This is a genomic window from Pontibacter diazotrophicus, from assembly GCF_003367245.1.
Taxonomy (GTDB): domain Bacteria; phylum Bacteroidota; class Bacteroidia; order Cytophagales; family Hymenobacteraceae; genus Pontibacter; species Pontibacter diazotrophicus.
On record NZ_QRGR01000003.1, the window covers coordinates 197551 to 215537 of the forward strand.

Annotated in this window: 15 protein-coding genes; 3 read left to right on the forward strand and 12 right to left on the reverse strand. The window is 46.7% G+C overall.

Features of this window, described 5'->3' with window-relative positions:
- Window positions 1-266: 266 nt before the first annotated feature.
- From DXT99_RS02975 to DXT99_RS02990, 3 genes are all read right to left on the reverse strand, one after another.
- Window positions 267-1649, reverse strand: a complete 1383-nt coding sequence (locus DXT99_RS02975; RefSeq protein ID WP_115564034.1) for a glycoside hydrolase family 140 protein — start codon at window positions 1647-1649, stop codon at window positions 267-269.
- 128 nt (window positions 1650-1777) lie between these two features.
- Window positions 1778-4018, reverse strand: coding sequence for an outer membrane protein assembly factor BamB family protein (locus DXT99_RS02980; protein WP_115564035.1), 2241 nt, complete (start codon window positions 4016-4018; stop codon window positions 1778-1780).
- Between the two features lie 426 nt (window positions 4019-4444).
- Window positions 4445-5263 carry a DUF1206 domain-containing protein gene (locus tag DXT99_RS02990; protein ID WP_115564037.1) on the reverse strand — a complete coding sequence of 273 codons (819 nt, stop codon included), beginning with the start codon at window positions 5261-5263 and terminating at the stop codon, window positions 4445-4447.
- 222 nt (window positions 5264-5485) lie between these two features.
- Between DXT99_RS02990 and DXT99_RS02995 the strand changes: the two genes are divergently transcribed.
- The 3 genes from DXT99_RS02995 (at window position 5486) to DXT99_RS03005 (ending at window position 7217) form a co-directional block, all read left to right on the forward strand.
- A complete protein-coding gene (locus tag DXT99_RS02995) occupies window positions 5486-5815 on the forward strand; it encodes a hypothetical protein (protein ID WP_115564038.1) in 330 nt (109 codons plus the stop codon).
- Between the two features lie 38 nt (window positions 5816-5853).
- On the forward strand, window positions 5854-6408 hold the full coding sequence (locus DXT99_RS03000; protein ID WP_181885011.1) for an RNA 2'-phosphotransferase: 555 nt from the start codon (window positions 5854-5856) through the stop codon (window positions 6406-6408).
- A gap of 125 nt (window positions 6409-6533) precedes the next feature.
- Window positions 6534-7217, forward strand: coding sequence for a hypothetical protein (locus DXT99_RS03005; protein ID WP_147294162.1), 684 nt, complete (start codon window positions 6534-6536; stop codon window positions 7215-7217).
- 14 nt (window positions 7218-7231) lie between these two features.
- Here DXT99_RS03005 and DXT99_RS03010 read toward each other — a convergent pair whose 3' ends face one another.
- The 9 genes from DXT99_RS03010 to ilvN all read right to left on the reverse strand — a co-directional run bounded on the left by DXT99_RS03010 (window position 7232) and on the right by ilvN (window position 17984).
- The gene (locus DXT99_RS03010; RefSeq protein ID WP_115564040.1) at window positions 7232-8278 is read right to left on the reverse strand and encodes an adenylate/guanylate cyclase domain-containing protein; all 1047 of its coding nucleotides are present in this window, start codon (window positions 8276-8278) and stop codon (window positions 7232-7234) included.
- Window positions 8275-8652 carry a response regulator gene (locus DXT99_RS03015; protein WP_115564041.1) on the reverse strand — a complete coding sequence of 126 codons (378 nt, stop codon included), beginning with the start codon at window positions 8650-8652 and terminating at the stop codon, window positions 8275-8277. Before DXT99_RS03015 ends, DXT99_RS03010 begins: the two co-directional genes overlap by 4 nt.
- A 287-nt stretch (window positions 8653-8939) precedes the next feature.
- On the reverse strand, window positions 8940-10967 hold the full coding sequence (locus DXT99_RS03020; protein ID WP_181885013.1) for a tetratricopeptide repeat-containing sensor histidine kinase: 2028 nt from the start codon (window positions 10965-10967) through the stop codon (window positions 8940-8942).
- Window positions 10968-11204: 237 nt separating this feature from the next.
- A complete protein-coding gene (locus DXT99_RS26950; RefSeq protein WP_181885014.1) occupies window positions 11205-11369 on the reverse strand; it encodes a hypothetical protein in 165 nt (54 codons plus the stop codon).
- A gap of 275 nt (window positions 11370-11644) precedes the next feature.
- Window positions 11645-13663 carry a sensor histidine kinase gene (locus DXT99_RS27470; RefSeq protein WP_115564043.1) on the reverse strand — a complete coding sequence of 673 codons (2019 nt, stop codon included), beginning with the start codon at window positions 13661-13663 and terminating at the stop codon, window positions 11645-11647.
- Window positions 13664-13753: 90 nt separating this feature from the next.
- Complete coding sequence (locus DXT99_RS03030) at window positions 13754-14185, reverse strand: sensor histidine kinase (RefSeq protein ID WP_246000422.1); 432 nt, start codon at window positions 14183-14185, stop codon at window positions 13754-13756.
- Between the two features lie 633 nt (window positions 14186-14818).
- Complete coding sequence (ilvA, locus tag DXT99_RS03035; RefSeq protein WP_115564044.1) at window positions 14819-16087, reverse strand: threonine ammonia-lyase IlvA; 1269 nt, start codon at window positions 16085-16087, stop codon at window positions 14819-14821.
- Window positions 16088-16093: 6 nt separating this feature from the next.
- The gene (gene ilvC / locus DXT99_RS03040) at window positions 16094-17140 is read right to left on the reverse strand and encodes a ketol-acid reductoisomerase (RefSeq protein WP_115564045.1); all 1047 of its coding nucleotides are present in this window, start codon (window positions 17138-17140) and stop codon (window positions 16094-16096) included.
- A gap of 238 nt (window positions 17141-17378) precedes the next feature.
- Complete coding sequence (gene ilvN / locus DXT99_RS03045; RefSeq protein WP_115564046.1) at window positions 17379-17984, reverse strand: acetolactate synthase small subunit; 606 nt, start codon at window positions 17982-17984, stop codon at window positions 17379-17381.
- Window positions 17985-17987 lie beyond the last annotated feature (3 nt).

The following is a 17987-nucleotide window of genomic DNA, read 5'->3' on the forward strand; positions in this document are numbered from 1 at the left end:
GGATCAAACGGCAGGACTTCCACCTCTACCATCTATCATCAAAGCTCTAAATCAGCCGCTTAAACTAATCTTCATAAAGGAATACTGTACTACTACTCTTCTACGTATATTATATTCTTTGTATATATAATCATATTAATTCCCTACAAAGAAGAAGTCGAAGAGATTAATCTCTTCGACTTCTTCTTTGTAGGAATCTTTTAATAACCCGTACCTGTATGCTTCAGCTGATATAGGCTATAACTCCTGTTCTTGCATCAGAAACATCAAACCTCTCTTTTCTTTGGAGCAGCATAATTCTTTTTCGCATCGTCCAGTATCAGCACCCAGTCATTGTCTGGGCCGTTGGTAGGTGGCGTAAAGACTTTAGTGCCTTCGTTTCTGAACTTCCCTATAGAGGTAGATTCTCCTGTACGCGGATCAAACCACGTGGCGTTTATTCTTTTACCAGAAATGACGCCCATGTTTACGTCTATTGGTTTACCAGCTGTGCTGTATATAAAGGCAAAGTCTTCGCTCCGCGTGGCCTGTATGCGCTCCGCTCCTGTATAAGCTTCCCGCACCAGCTTCTGGTCTGGAACGCGCATCAGGAAAGGCCGTGATTCCATTAGAGTCCGCACATGCGTCATTTGTGTAGCTCCGGGTAAGTCAAGCGCTTCTTTCCACGATCTTCTGGGCCCGTTAATAGCATTTCGCTCCGGCGTGTACATCTGCCAGATGTCGTGGCAGCCGTAGGTGTGGCCATGAGCACCGGCAAACAGGTCCTGATAAGCAGCGCGACGCACATCATGCGCCTCTGAATAACCTAACTCCTTTGCGTTGAAACAAACGGGATGGTCTTCGTAAATGGGCTCTCCATCCATAGTTGGCTTGGTTGGAGTTAAATTGTAATCATGCGTTATCTTCTCGTACACCTTCGCGTCACGGCAGTGGCCTGTCTGGTACATGTTAAAATCCAGCCAATTGTCGTTATGGAACCACTTAGAGGAACCAGAGCCTCCTGAAGGATGGAAGGTTATCATTACCTTCGCCGGATCACCATCCCCTGCTCCCGCTGTAATGCCTTCCGCCATGGCAGTCCATACCGCTTCATCCTGCTCGTGGCGTGGGTCGCGGTCTCCACCCATAATCCAGATGATAGGCTTGTCTTTATAGCGCCTGCCTACATACTCCCCAAAGACTTTAGCATTAGAAGTATTGAATACCTCTGGTCCTTGTCCCCAGGTGTTCTTAAACAGCTTATCACCCCAGGTGGGTAACATACCGATGGTCAAGCCCAGTTCTTCCGCCTTATTCACGATGTAGTCCACATGCTGAAAGTAGGCATCGTTTGGCTTCGTTGGGTCTTCGTTATATAGTGGCAAATCGCCGTAGGGGTTCGGGTCCCGAAGGCCATTCACCTCTGCCAGCACTACTGCCTGAATTACTGTAAAACCCTTCTCGGCCCGGTTCTTTAAATACAGGTCTGCTTCTTCGCGGTTTAGCCGATGGAACAGTTCCCAGGCTGTATCACCCAAGTAGAAGAAAGGAGTGCCGTCTGCTTTAACTATATAGCGCTCGTTATCGCTGACACGAAAGTGCTGCGCCGCAACAGGCAAAAAGCTTATTAAAAAAAGTGAAGCACCAAGGGTAAGTAGTTTAGAAGTCATAAGATGTTATGTTTGAGAATCTAGCCAGAAGAATTCCGCAGTATTACTTCACCCTTAATGTAAAGCTTTCCGGGGCAAAAGACAACAGCGTCTACTATTGCAAAAAATGCAAGGGCATCAGCTTAATTCTAATTTAAACTCTCAGGCAGCGCAAAGGCAACATATTCGTCACCGGAGGGACTGCCGATTTTACCTCCACCACAGGCAATCACTACATACTGCCTGCCGTTCAGATTGTAGGTGGCAGGGGTGGCATAGCCTGCTGCAGGCAACTTCGCCTCCCAGAGCACCTTTCCTGTCTTTTTATCAAAAGCCCTTATTTTTTCGTCCTTTGTCGCGGCAATAAACACAAGGCCTCCTTTCGTAACCAATGGGCCACCGTAATTCTCTGTGCCTGTTGGTGGAATGCCTTTCCTTGTCAGCTCCTCATACTCCCCCAGCGGTACCTTCCAGAGCAGTTTGCCACTGTTCAGGTCTACTGCGTTCATCGTGCCCCAGGGAGGTTTGATGCCAGGGTAGCCGTTCTTGTCCAGGAAGCGGTGATAGCCGGTAGATACATAAGGGATATCACCGATAATGTTCTTTGTGCCTGCTATGTTATCGGCCTCGGCACCGCCAACTTCCTTTGCCAGTTCCAGTTTGGCGTGGGCTTCCTTATCTTCTGTGTTCAGCAGAAAGGCAATCAGAGCGACCCGTTCATTTTCGGGTATCTGCCTGAAAGCCGGCATCATATTGCGGCCGGACGCAATGATGCTGTTTACCTGCTCCTCATTCATGCGCTTGTTCAAAGCTGATAAATCCGGAATGGAGGTGCCGTTTCCTTTCAACTCAGTTCCATGGCAGGAGATGCAATACTTGTTGTACACAGTTTTACCAATGCCCTTCACGGAAAGATCTTCACCGGCTTCTTTGGGCACATCCATCATGGTGAGTATCCAGGGCAGTTCGCTGCTGTTAACATACATAATACCAGATTCCGGGTCTACGGCAGCACCACCCCACTCCCCTCCACCATCATAGCCAGGGAAAATCCAACTGCCCTCTTTACTTGGAGGATAAAACATCTCCTTGTGCTGCACCTGTCTGTACTTTTCCAGCATTTGCTGATGCGTTTCCGGTGTCAGGTCAGACACATCCTCTTCCTCAAACTTATGACGGGCAAATGGTTCTGGCAGTGTGGGAATGGGCTGGGTTGGCCACACTTTTTCACCGGGCAAACCATGGGTTGGCACAGGCTTTTCTTCAATAGGAAAAATGGGTTCGCCGGTATCCCTATTGAACATAAATATATAACCGTGCTTGGTAATCTGAGCAACGGCATCTATTTTCTTACCGTCCTTGTTAATTGTCACCAGGTTCGGGTTGGCAGGCAGATCGCGGTCCCACAAATCGTGGTGCACCACCTGGTAATGCCAGATGTAATTTCCGGTAGCGGCATCCAGGGCAAGCAGGCTATTGGCAAATAAATTCTGACCTTTGCGCACGCCGCCATAAAAGTCGGGGCCGGCCGTACCGGTAGGCACATACACAATGCCCCGCTCCTCATCAAGCGACATACCCGCCCAACTGTTCGCTCCGCCTATTTTTTGCCAGGCATCCGGGTCATCCCAGGTGTCATACCCTTTCTCTCCCGGATGGGGAATGGTATGGAAGATCCACCGGCGCTCACCGGTGCGTACATCAAAAGCCCGGATATGGCCGGGTGCGGCATCACCATCTTCGGTAACACGCATGCCCATTATGAGCAAATCTTTGTATATGACACCGGGTGTAGTGCCCGCAATGTAGGCATCCTCTGTTCCTTCCCTGTCCAGACCTGCTGCCAAATCTATGGAGCCACCTTTGCCAAAGCTTTCAATGAGTGTTCCATCTGCAGCATTAACCGCAAAAAGTCTGGGGCCTACACTATACAGTATCCGTTTTTCATTTCCTTCGGCACTCTCCCAATACACTACGCCCCGGTTTACCTGGTGAAACCAAGCCATATCACCGTCCGGGTTGCTTCCTGCATGTGCCGGATCGAACAGCCATTTTTGCTCACCTGTTGCAGCATCAAGGGCAAACAGCTTCAGGTAGGGCGATGTGCCATATAGCACACCATCCACCATAATAGGGTTACACTGAATCTGAGAGTGATTTTTTGGATCTTTGTCGCCCGTACTGTAGCGCCAGGCTATCTCTAATTGGTTGATATTCTCTGGCGTAATCTGCTCGTTTGAAGAATAGCGGTTTCCTGCTTTGCTGCCGGCATACGTGGGCCAACCGCTGAGAACCTCCTGCTCCTCTTGTTTTATTGCAGGTTGCGTTGCACAGGAATAGGACAGTGCTCCGGCGAGGGGCAAAACAACCCATAAAAGCTTTTTTCTCATTTTTTAGCTGATGAAGAAGCCACTCCATATCGGAGAGTGTGTTCCCTTCTATTGATTGGCTATCGTCTTTGAAATCAGGATCAATATAGTAAAACAACACAGGATTCCCCACTGTAAGTAAAAGTATCAGGCGTAGGGCTGATCTGGCTTTATGGTTTGGCAAAAAGATTTCTTGAGAGGTCGTCGCTTATTGAGGGAAGGAGTTGTTTCAGCAGAGTTTTTCTTATATTCTACTATTTCTACTATGTTCGCTGGTATCAGTGAAGCTTGCTGCTGATACCACTCGTCAGTTAAACCAAAGCTATACGCTATGAGCTGATGCATGATGTAGTTATGTAGGCTTGGAAAGGTGTAGCAATGGCGAGCGCAGTTCTTTCTGAGTAGAAAATGGTATGGTGTTAAAACATTTGAGTGTGAATAGAGAAGCTAATCATATTCTTTTTTGAACTGATGAAAGGAACCGAACACGAACATGAAAATGCCATAGGCAATTGTTCCGCCGGCAACAAGTATAAAAGCGATATCTCCTAAAACACTACCGCCAGCGCCGATAAAATCAAAAGCGGTGTCCGTGTCTCCAATTTCCTGGGGATCTATTTGTATGGCCGCTTTGATAAAAAAGTAACCCAGCACTAACAAGAGAATGCCTCGGGCACAAAAGCCAGCCCACGCCAAGGCATGTACAGCTTTCGCCCAGCCTTCCGAAAACTCATCCATATGTATCCGCTGGGTATAGTCACCCTTCGCCACGTAATAGAATTCCGTTATCCCTGCCAAAGCAGTCATCAGGCCTGACAAACCTACCAGCCAACGGCCTCCTGCCCAAGTAAAAACCTCTGCTATAAATAGCTGTGTCTCCTGCTCATTACCACTACTATTGCCTGACATGATTTGAATCGTGGTATAGGCTACCAGACCATAGCCAAAGCCGCTCAGGGCAATGCCTGTTCGCTTTGCCAAGCCGGAATAGTCTCCTCCCATTTCATAAGGGTCTGTTACAGCCTCAAACACACGCCATACAATATACCCCCCAAGTCCTATAATCAGGATCCATAACAGCACCTCTCCTAAAGGCAAATCCATTATTATCTCGACCATGCGTGCTTCATCAGCAGCAGCTTTGGACATTTTCAGAAAGGACAAAATGGCTATAACCCCCACTATAAGATACACCATGCCGATAGAGAAACATCCATAACGGGCAAGCAGATGAACAATGTATTTGTGTCTTTCTTTTACAGCCATGTGAGTGCATTACGAAGCATTTTGTGCTTTTGCTTCGTTAAAATATTATCTACAAACTTACACCGGCAGGGTGAGCCGTTATGTTTATTTATTTCTCCGCAAAGGATTTTCCTTACGTATACAAAGCTTTTCAGGCCTTTGATGCAGCTGTACGTAGTTTTACGTACTAACAGAGCATTTTCTACCTACTTTATCTAAAATCGATAATACTAAATTTCACATATGCCAACAAACGGAAACACAAATGAATGGGACGATGAAAAATACAATCTCCTGAATGCGCACTTTCGCCAGAAGATAAATGAACTGCTGCGTTCAGACCCTTACCTGCAGCAGGCAGTGAGCGAGGGAAAGGAGCTACAACTCGGGGAACTTATAGACAGGATGACGGCACAGGACAAAAAGCTTTGGATAGAGTTTATGAGGCTAGACCGGCTGAAACTGGAAATGGACATGAAAGACCATCTGGAAGGGAGAGGCACTCCCTATAATGCGCAAAACGGCTTTGGGAACAGCACAGGCAGTATTAGCGATGAGGAGCAGCCCTGGTAAAACAGGCTGATAAGAAGAACAGTGCTTTGTGTATTCTAATGATAAGCGAAAAGGAAAGCATACGCCTGAGCAAGTTTCTGAGTCATGTTCTGAGGCACCGGCCCGAAAAGCTGGATATTACACTGGATGAGCAGGGATGGGCTGATGTTGATTTCCTGATCCGGCAAATGAACAGGAAAGGTCTGGCTGTCACTCCTGAAATGTTGCAGCATGTGGTGGAGACGAACAACAAAAAAAGGTTCGCCTTTGATGACAACAGAACAAAAATAAGGGCAAATCAGGGACACTCTGTTGCAGTAGAACTCTGCTATACTGCACAAACACCTCCCCCCATGCTTTACCATGGTACCAGCAAAAAACATTTGCAGGCCATACTGGCATCAGGACTTGAGAAAAGAAAGCGGCACCATGTGCATCTCTCTACTGATGTTGCTACTGCCCTGCAGGTTGGGAGGAGACATGGCGAGGCAGTTGTATTATGCATCAACACAGCAGGCATGCATTCAGATGGATTTCAGTTCTTCGAGTCAGAAAACAAGGTATGGCTCACAGAACAGGTACCGGTTCAGTACATAACTGTACTGGAAGGTTAGAAGTGCTAATAATTCTTTGCCTTACAAGTTTTTTTCGCCGCCACACATTTGCCGAATGAATTGTATACAGGCTTTTTAAACCGCCAATACTTCAGGAATCGTAAGAAGGATTAAGAGGAGAAAAGATGATGAGGGTAGCGCATGTATTTGAAGTCCTTTTGCTGGCGATGATGCCATTACTTAGCTTGGGGCAGGAACGCAGTTGGGAAATAGGCATAGCAGGCGGCGCTGTACATAACTTTAGGTCTCCCTTACGCATACAGCAGGCAGATGCAGCGCCGATACGTCTTATGGCCGATTACCGCACGGAGCCATTTACGCCACCGATTTATTATGACGTGCGGCTAAGTTCCTTGAAAGAAGAAAAGGGATGGGAGCTGAAATTTACACATCACAAGCTTATTCTCCATAACAATCCTCCGGAAGTACAGCGGTTATCCATAACTGATGGTTTTAATTTACTCACGATTAACCGATTATGGCAAATCAAGGGGCTCACCTGGTCGGCCGGAGCAGGCATTGTTATCACGCACCCTGAGTCTACTATCCGGAACAAGCCTTTCCCTGAGAACAGAGGCATTTTCCACAAAGGGTATTACATTTCCGGACCTACCGTGGAGGCCGCTGTCGCTAAACGATATTATTTTTCTGAACGGTGGTTCGCTTTCTGCGAAGGCAGAGTCACAGCCTCTTATGTTCAGGTGCCTGTAGTGGACGGGCATGCACGGGTAACAAATGCAGCGGTGCACCTCCTTTTTGGTGCAGGAATGAGGTTGAACAAAATAAAGCAACCTGGCACTGAGAATTAAGCTCAAACTTGCGCTTACTCCAGCACTTCGTAGAGCATGACAGGGGTGATTTTGTTTTTAAGCTTCACTTCGCCTAACTGGCGGCACATAAAAGATTCTTTTACCTTCTCATAAACATTAGACGTGATCACTATCTGACCTGGCTGGGCTGAGGCTTGCAAACGTTGCGCTACGTTTACTACATCGCCAATAACAGTATAATCCAGCCGTTTAAGTGAGGCCGAACCTATGTTACCCGATACCATTTCGCCTGAACTTAAACCGATAGACACCTGTGGTTTGTATACGGTGCCATCAGACACTATTTCCTCAACGGCTTCAAATTCTTTCCTGATGGCTATAGCTGCGTCTATTGCTCTGTCCAGGTGATACTCCCCCCTGAATACAGCGAGTATGGCATCTCCCATAAACTTATCTACATGGCCTTCCTGGGCTATCACCCCCTTCACCATCAGGTCAAACAGCCTGTTGAGTATGTTGATTACTGTATTGGCGGGCACATTCTCTGTAATAGCCGTAAAGCCACAAATGTCGATGAACATTACCGTGGCCTCTATCGTCTCGTTCAGCATCAGGCTGTTCTCAAATTCCTTATGCGTCATGAAGTTGAGAACATTCTCGTCCACATACATTTTGAGGATATTGTTTTCTTTGATGGCCTTCAGGGTTGCCCGCATCTGATTAACGTGCTGGAAGGTTTTCTCCATCGTAAGTTCCAGGTCTTCGAAGTTCACTGGCTTGCATACAAAGTCGAAGGCCCCGCGGTTCATGGCTGTCCGGATGTTCTCCATATCGCCATAAGCTGACACGATAACTGCTTTGATGATGGGGTTTATTTCCGGAAGCTTTGTGAGCAGCGTTAAGCCATCCATCTCCGGCATGTTAATATCGCTGAGCACGATATCCAGATCAGGATGTTCCTGAAGCCTTTTCAATGCTTCTAAACCGTTCTGCGCAAAAACAAATTTGTAAGTGTTCTCCCGTATCTTCCGTCTGAACTTCTGTTTGATCAGAAGCTCCAGATCGGCCTCATCATCTACCACGAGTATCTTTGCCATCAAATAGCCAGCGTTTTAAATTTATCCTTTAGAGCACTGAAGTCCAGCGGCTTTGTTAAAAAATCATCAGCTCCGTACTGCATCGCCTGCTGGTAATTTTCCTCATCACTATAAGCAGTGATCATCATGACAACCGGAGGAGGCGTATTGTATTTCCCCCTGATCTGCCGGAGCAATTCGATACCGCTCATACCAGGCATGTTAATGTCGGACAATATGAGAACTATCTCCGAGGGATGTTGCTCCATATAATTAACCGCCTCTTCTCCGGAAAGAGCAAATGAAAAACTGATTTCGCCATTCCGTATCTCTTTGCGAAAGCGCTGTACAAACAGTGGCTGCACATCAGCTTCATCGTCAACTACAAGTACCTTCATCGTTTAAAATGTATAATACAATATAATTGAAAAAAACTTATATTATGTGTTTTTATACGCAGATTCATAAGAATTAATAATAGATTTAGACATAAACTGTTCCCTACAGATGCTGTATAATTGTTATTCTTCTCGGTGTTTTAACATTGTGAATCTTTAGCAGTTACAACCCTGCTCACTACTCATGAAATAGAACCAGTTGTTACCTCAATAGCCATCATTATGGATTGGGAATCCATAACTAATATTACTTCTTATGGCTTAAATTTTAAAGTGACCCGTTTCACTTAACTGTATCTGCCGCTTTTTTTAATTGACAACTGAATGATAAACTCAGTGTATTCGCCCTCCTGACTTTCTACCTGCAGCTTACCTCCGTGCCCTTTGGTAATGATGTCGTAGCTAAGCGAGAGCCCAAGTCCGGTGCCCTGTCCGCATGGTTTGGTTGTAAAAAAAGGCTGAAACAGCTTTTCCTTTACCTTCTCGCCAATACCTGTTCCATTATCGTGCACCCGCACCTCCACTTTATCGCTTAACTGCCGCGTACTTACGCGCACCTCCGGCTTATATTCCGGCCCTGACTGCCGCTGCTTCTGTTGAACGGCATAAAAGGCGTTATTGAACAGGTTAAGAAAAACACGTCCGATTTCCTGAGGCACCACTTTCATTTTGTGGAGCTTCTCATCAAAACGTGTAATAAGGGCAGTGTTAAAGCTCTGGTCCTTTGCACGCAGACCGTGGTAAGCCAGGCGCATATACTCGTTTGCCAACGCGTTTAAATCTGTTTCCTCTTTCTGACCTGTACTGTTGCGCGAGTGCTGTAGCATCCCCTTTACAATGGCTTCGGCCCTGTGCCCATGCTGCTGAATTTTGTGAAGGTTCTGAACGAGGTCAGCTAATGATGCACGCGCCTCCTCCAGCTGGTTCGTATCCAGCTCCTGCTCAATTTCTGCGCACATTTCTACGCTTACTTCCGAAAAGTTAGTGACAAAATTCAGGGGGTTCTGGATTTCATGTGCAATGCCTGCCGTCAGTTCACCTAAAGAGGCCATCTTCTCAGACTGCACAAGCTGCGACTGCGTCGCCTTCAGGTCTGTCAGTGCTTTTCTAAGTACATCCCGCTGTAGCTCTGTCCGCTCTTTCTGCTCTTGTATTTCTTCGTTCAGTTGGGCTAACTCTTTATTACGTCGCCTGAACGCCTCCATTTCCTTGATAGATTTCTCTATCCCCCGTGTAATCTCCAGGTCAATCACTTTCTTGCTCATAGCATCACTGTAAATCTCTTTGTCAAGTGCTGTATGTTTTTCATAGTGTAAAAGTGCCTCCTGGTACCTTTCTGCCTGCTTCAAAACTTTATAGTAGCCTTTGTGGATTTTGGAGAGTGTATCTTTTGCCTTTATTTCCTCTCCTATTTTCAAGCCTTCATCTAGATACTCTATAGCTTTGGTGGTATCTGCCTTTGGATAAGCTTTATCACAATAGAGTTCGCTGAAGCTAAACAAAACATCCGCCTGGCCCTTCTTATCATGTATCTCCACTCTTATCTGCTGGCTTCTGTTCCAGTTCAGCTGTGCCTTTTCATAGCTCCCGAGCTTAAGATAAATGCTGCCAATATGCAATAGCGCATTTGCCTGTCCTTTCTTGTCTCCAATTGATTCCGCTATTGATAAGCTTTGCTGGCAGAATGCCAAGGCCTTTGCACAGTCTCCTATTTTATAGTAGGCGGTGCCTATGTTATCCAGACATCCCGCTTCCCCCCACCGGTCTCCGCTCAGTTTGCGGAGGCTTAAGCTCTGCTGATAGTACGAGAGCGCTTTGTTGAATTCATTGCTCTCATAGTAGATAAGGCCTATATTGTTCAACACATAGGATTCAGTTAAAGTGGCTTTCACCTTTCTTGCTTCCTGCAGGCTCTTCAGCAGGTAGTTTAGTGCCTTGCTGTAGCTCCCCAGGTATTTGTAAGTTATTCCCAAATCGTATAAGTTCAAGGGAATATCTTCCTGGTTCGACAGTTTTTCTCTTATAGCTAAAGCTTTGAATAAATATTCAAGTGAAGACGCATAGTTGCCCTGGCAACGTTCAATAATGCCTTTGTACTGCCACACATCAGCTTGACCTTTCAAGTCATCTAATGATTGGAAGATCGGAAACGCTTTCTCTAAGCAGCTAACCGCATTATCGTGCTCTGCGCGCCGGATGTGGCAAAAGCCCAACGTCTGCAAGCCTTCTGCTTCGCCTTTTGCATAGGCTATACCTTCAGAAAGACGCACCGCTTCCTGGCTTAGTGCAAGCGCCTGATTAGAACTGATAACCATAAGCGCTCTTGCTTCGCTATTCAAGATATCCACCTTTTGCTTAGTGGATTCAGCTACGGAAGACATGCCCCTCTTCTGCATCAGCGTCAAATTAGAAATAGCTCCCATTGTATTCGGCCTGGATCTTTATACGCAATGTCTTTTTTATTTAGAGTAGTATCTTTTTTCACGCCTGTCTAGTCTACACCTGTACCCATTAGTGCCTGTGCCACTCATTGCAACCTTTATTCATTCGCACTACCATACCAAATGATAGTGATTAAGCACCGCTTCTCTGCCTTCCGCTATATAGCCCGGCTTATAACCGACAACGTTTGCCCTAACCACAAAGCCAAACAGGTCTGGCTTTGTGGTTAGGGCAAAGCCTGAAATATTCTTGTAGAACTTCTTCGTTTGGTTCATATCCTTATTATACCTTAATGCAATAGGGTGAATAACAGGATCTTTGATATTGATGGCCAGAAGAGGATGTGTAGTAGTAAAATTGAGACGAAAGACCTAAAAATCAGAAGTTAATACACCGGCGGTGCCAGATTGCAACCCGCTGTATCCTCCTCCTTGGGGTGAGGTAACAGACTGAATTTACTAATAAACCTCAAAGAATGAGGGAACCAGCGGATCAGCCAAATCAAATACAGCTTGATTTAGCCTGAGTGAAACAGATGATGTTGCTGCCTTTAGTGTGGAATCAGCACCTTCTCATCTACATGCATCAAGGGCACCTGTATAATAAACTCACTGTACTGGCCTTCTGCTGTTTCAAAGTACAACTTTCCTCCATGGCCTTTCGTCACGATATCATGACTCAAAGACAGTCCTAAACCCGTTCCCTGGCCTGTTGGTTTGGTAGTGAAAAAAGGTTGAAATATCCGGCTTACTGCTTCTTTGGAGATTCCTGTGCCGTTGTCTTTCACTCTTATTTCAAAGGCATCCCCGAGGCGGTGTGTGCTTACGGTAATCTGTGGCTGATAGGCCAAGCCCGCCTGCTTTTGCTTTGTCTGCACCGCATAAAAGGCATTGTTCAACAGGTTCACTAACACCCTTCCCAGATCCTGCGGGATAATCTCTACCTTGCCCACCTCTTCATCAAACTCAGTGACAATTTTAGCTGTAAAAGTTTTGTCCTTTGCACGCAGGCCGTGGTAAGATATGCGCAGGTACTCATCCACAAAAGCGTTGATGTCTGTAGCCTCTTTGCGGCCCAGGCTCTTACGGGAATGTTGCAGCATGCCTTTTACAATGGAGTCAGCGCGCAGGCCGTGCGCGTAAATCTTGTCCAGGTTCTGCTTCAGCTCAGAGAGCAGGCTGGTAGCTTCGTTTCTTGGCTCTTCCTTCAGCAGCTGAAGCGGGCCATCGCGTAACTCATCCACCAGTTCAGTACTGACTTCTGAAAAGTTATTAATGAAGTTCAGGGGGTTCTGGATTTCATGTGCAATACCTGCCGTCAATTCGCCCAGTGATGCCATCTTCTCCGACTGTACGAGTTGCGCCTGTGTAGCTTTCAGATTGTCCAGGGTGTGCTGCAGTTCCCTTTTCTGTTGCTCCAGTTCATTTGACTTACGCTCCAGTTCAGCAGTACGCTGCGCCACAAGGCTCTCCATTTGCTCTGCATAGCGCCTCAAAGATGCTGTCATTTTGTTAAACTGCTGCGCCAGCGCCCCTATCTCATCCTGTACCTCAACAGGCACCTCTACTTTCAGCTCACCGGCATTTACCCGTTCCACGCCTTCCAGTACATAGTTGAGGGGCCGCAACAAGCTTTTTTGAAAAAAAGGCGGAATTACCAGCACAATGATGAGCGTGGATATTGGAATCAGGAAAGCCAGAAACTTCAGAGCATCTCTTGTATGTTCATCTGCCGCGCCAATGGCATTGTTGTTCCCATATAGCATAAAGCCCAGCATGCCCAGAATAATAAGGTTAAGGCACATAAACAGGCCAACCAGTTTTGCCAGAAAAGTCGTTTTCTCCTGGGCATAGGTCATATAATTGATAACAATACCCGTGATCAGCACCAGGTAAATGCCGTGATGAAGGGGTTCCCACCAGCTGGAGGTGATGCGGAAAATACCAAGATTTGCGTTTAGCCAGGCAATAACAAGTAGCAGGCACCAAAGGGCAAAAGCCCGGTACGCTTTTGTGTCGCGGGTAGAAGGCCTTTCCAGTTCTTTCCGTATTGCTTTCCACCCTCCCGAAAAAGAGATTGAATGACCAGAGCCGGGAGCTATTGCTCTTTTCGGCTGAACCTGAGCGGAAAAAATAGCTTTCCTTATAAATACATGCACAAACCAAATGGCCAGTATAAGCTGTATAGGAAAGGTCCAGGGATAGCCCACCTGATGAAAATACAGGCCAACACACATCAGCACAAAACTTACAATGAGTACTACGCGCATTTCGCGCGGGAATGGGTTATACCGGTAAGCGTAGCAAAAAAGCAAATTATAGAGGCCCAGAATTACCAGTATAATACTGTGCACCCACACTATTGGCATATAGGCGTAAGTGTCGAAAGCGGAATTACGGAGAAATGATACGGCATTATATAGTGTATGCAGTACAAACATACCTGTGATCAACAAGCCATCCTTCGATTTATTTTTGATGCTCAGCAGGTACATAGCTAACGTCAGGCAGAGTGTGAACTCGGCAAGAGCTGCTATCGACTGCGGTCGGAGTTGAAACCATTCCATCATTTTTTACTCTAATTACTTTTCATACCCGCCTTTCTTCCCAATTTACTATCTGTTTAAGTATTCAAGATTATCCTGCACAGCCTTCCCGTCTTATACTGCTGCTTCATCAGCAGCAACCAGGTCTCTCACCGGCAGTGAAATGCTGAATTCCGCATATTCGTCCTTTTCTGTTTCCACCTGTAGCTTGCCTCCGTGGCCTTTCGTAATGATATTGTAGCTAAGCGAAAGCCCAAGGCCTGTGCCCTCCCCCGAGGGCTTTGTGGTAAAGAAAGGCTGAAAAAACTTATTCTTTAAGTTTACTGCTATGCCTGTGCCATTGTCGCGCACCCGCACCTCTACCCTGCTCTCCAACTGACGAGTACTCACACGCACCTCCGGAACATAGCCCTGTACAGCCTGCTCCTGCCGCTGCTGTACGGCATAGAAAGCGTTGTTGAACAGGTTCAGGAATACCCGCTCCATCTCCTGCGGCACTACTTCTACCTTCTCTACTGCCGGAACAAAATCCTTGATCAGCCTCACGTTGAAGGCCTTGTCTTTGCCGAAGACATACCGAAATCAGTTAGCAGTAAAAGGCTAGCAAGCATGAAGAGAGAACGATAGGCTTTCATAACATCTGCTCAAAACAGTGAAATACCTGCTCTGCAAAACTACAACAGGGCACTTATGCACGCTGATGCAGCACTATGGGTTTTAACCGGAACCCATCCTGAAGAAGAAGCTAATCAGGGCGTTTTAGCTTTTAATACTCAAAAAAATCACCCTCTACACTTAGAGAGGCATTCAATTTCTTGAAAGTGTATTTGCTTTAGTCCAATTAAGCAGACACAGTTACACACTATAATTATACGTATAATAAATTTTACTAATAAGCTAATCAGGTGTTTTCTTCAGATATTTTTAGCTGGTGTATGAATTATTTTCACCAAGCGCTGTATTCAACCCAAAGAAGCTAAAAGAGAGTCAGCTTTTGTTTACAGTAATATGTGGGAGAGCAGTAAAATGGTATAAATACAAACTCCTCTCACACCGCAATTAGTTTAAGAAGTTCATCTGCACCATCAGGAGAAGAGAAACAGGCTTAAATCAAAAAACCGCTTCATTATAAAATGAGCGGCTTTTTTGAATAACTAACAAACACACTAACTTAAAAAGTCATAAGAACATATTCAGGAAATCCTGCTTGCCGTTCAGGTACTCATAGGCAAAGCCCTCTTCCGTCATCCGAGCTTTAATAAGCTCCACGTCCTGCGACTGTTTCACTTCTATACCTATAAAAACAGGACCTTTCTCCTTGTTGTTTTTCTTGATGTACTGGAAGTGAATGATGTCATCGTCCGGGCCAAGCACTCTATTCATGAAGGTCCGGAGCGCACCGGGCGTTTGGCTGAACGTGATCATGAAGTAATGCTTCAGCCCCTGGTGCTGCATTGCCCGCTCTTTGATGTCCTCCATGCGAGTAATGTCGTTGTTGCTGCCGCTGATGACGCAAACTACATTCTTGCCTTTGATCTTATCAGCATAATATTTCAGCACAGAGATAGACAATGTACCGGCCGGTTCCAGCACTACGCCTTCTTCGTTATACATTTTTAAAATGTCCACGCATATCTGGCCTTCCGGCACCAGCACAACGTCATCCAGCAGCTCCCTGCAAATCCCGAAGGTTAGCTCTCCCGGGCTTTTCACGGCAGCGCCATCCACAAAAGAATCAATGGTGTCCAGCGCCAGGCGCTTCTGTGCCTTGAGTGAGTTGTACATGGACGGTGCCCCCTGCGGCTGCACACCTACCAGCTTTGTATTCGGGCTCAGTTGTTTAAACACACTGGATACCCCGGCAGCCAGACCGCCGCCGCCAATCGGCATAAAAAGGTAATCAATCTGGAAGTTCGCTGACTCCAGTATTTCCAGCCCCACTGTTGCCTGGCCTTCAACGATAGCGATATCATCGAAGGGAGGCACAAAGGTACTGCCGCGGCTATCCGAAAACTCCTTGGCGGCTTTAAACGTGTCGTCGTAAGTGTCACCTGTCAGCACCACCTCTACCCACCCCTTACCGAAACCGCGCACTTTGCTCACTTTTTGAGCAGGAGTTTTGGCTGGCATAAAGATATAGCCCTTCAGCCCGAGCAGCTGGCACGCGTAAGCCACACCCTGGGCATGGTTTCCGGCGCTGGAGCAAACGATTTCCCGCTCCTCCTGCTGTGGCAGGTTGCTCATTTTGTTGTAGGCACCCCTGATTTTGTATGAGCGCACCACCTGCAAATCCTCCCGCTTCAGGTACACACGGGCATCGTATAGCTGCGATAGCCAATGGTTCTGCAGCAAAGGGGTCTTATTAATGACCCCTTTCAGGTTCTTGGCTGCCTTTTCTACTTTCTCTAATGAAACAACGGTGTCTAAAGCGACTATATCTTTATCCATTTGCCTTTACTTTGATCGGGAGCGCAGCTTTCTAACTGTTGCTCCTGTTTGCCATAACTCTGACTCGCGCAGTTCTTTCAGCTCTGCCTCAAGTTCTTTTCTGTAACCCGGAGTTGAGCCACGCTGAATGGTGCGCGCTGCTTCTTTCCCGGATTCCACACTGTCATATAAATCGTTCAAAACCGGCAGCGTAGCTTCTTTAAACTTGCCTTTCCAGTCTAAGGCACCACGCTGGGCCGTTACGGAGCAGTTGGCATACATCCAATCCATGCCGTTTTCACCTACCAGGGGAACAAGGCTCTGTGTCAATTCTTCAACCGTTTCGTTAAATGCCTCTGAAGGTGAATGTCCGCGCTCGCGCAACACCTGGTACTGTGCTTCAATGATGCCCGCCAATGCGCCCATCAGCACACCACGCTCGCCTGTCAAGTCGCTGTATACTTCTTTTTTGAAATCTGTTTCGAAAAGATAACCGGAGCCTACACCGATACCCATCGCTACGGCTTTCTCATAGGCTTTGCCTGAAGCATCCTGGAATACAGCAAAAGAGGAATTCAAACCGCCACCGCTTACGAACAACCTGCGCAGGCTGGTACCGCTTCCTTTAGGGGCCACCAGAATAACATCAACATCTTTTGGTGGAACAATGCTGGTTTGCTCTTTAAAGGTGATGCCGAAGCCGTGAGAGAAATACAATGTTTTACCCGGCTTAAGTCTTTCTTTGATAGTAGGCCAAAGTGCTATCTGGCCTGCATCTGAAAGGAGGTTGGCAATGATAGTACCGCGCTCAGCGGCTTCTTCTATAGAGAAAAGGGTTTCTCCCTCTACCCAGCCGTCTTCCAGGGCTTTTTCCCATGAAGGAGAGTCTTTACGCTGCCCCACGATGACATTGAACCCGTTATCTTTCATGTTTAGTGCCTGTCCGGGACCTTGTACACCGTATCCAATCACTGCAATAACTTCGTCTTTCAGCACGTCCAGTGCCTTGGAAAGCGGGAATTCCTCACGTGTAACTACTGTTTCGTCTACTCCTCCAAAATTGATAGTTGCCATTTTGTTTTAGCTGGTTATAAGTTTATGATTTTTGTTTTTACTGATTGATTCTAGCTGTGCTATTGTTTTCAGTTACTCGGAAAGGCATTTACCCACCCCTGCCCCTCCGAGGAGGGGAAAAAATTACTCTTGCAGAAATTCCCCTCCTCGGAGGGGCAGGGGTGGGTCCTTTTATTTTCTTTATCTGTTTTTGTTGTATCTGTGCTTGCGCTATGTCAACTAAAGCGCATTAATCAATCTACATCGAGAAAATCTTTTCCCGGCTGTTGAGGTACTCGTTCTCGAGTGTTTCGCTGCCGGGCTCGGCACGCTCGAACTCACGAAGTTTCCGATTGAAGCCTTCGCTGCCTTTGATAATCGCGATGCGGGCGCTGCGCACAAACTCAATGAGCCCATAGGGCTGCAGCACTTTTATCAGGTTGTCTGTTTCTTCACGGTGGCCGGTTGTTTCAAAAACGGTATAGTCTTTCCGTATCACCACAGCACGGGCTCCATTCTCCCGAAGGAGTCGCTCTACCAGTGCCTTTTCAGCGATGACGTCGGTTGGCACCTTGTACAGCGCCATTTCCTGCCATATCACGTCTTCGTTGGTATGGTAATACACTTTCAGCACCTCCACCTGCTTCTCAATCTGCCGCGTCAGTTTGCGTATCACATCCTCTGTTTCGTTAATCACGATGTTAAAGCGGTGAATACCTTCTATTTCTGACGGAGAAGTGTTCAGGCTTTCAATGTTCATCTTCCTCCTCGAAAAGATGGTGGCAATCCGGTTCAGCAGCCCCACGTGGTGCTCGGTATAAACCGTGATGTTGAACTCCTGCCTGTCGATATGATTCTGATTCATACT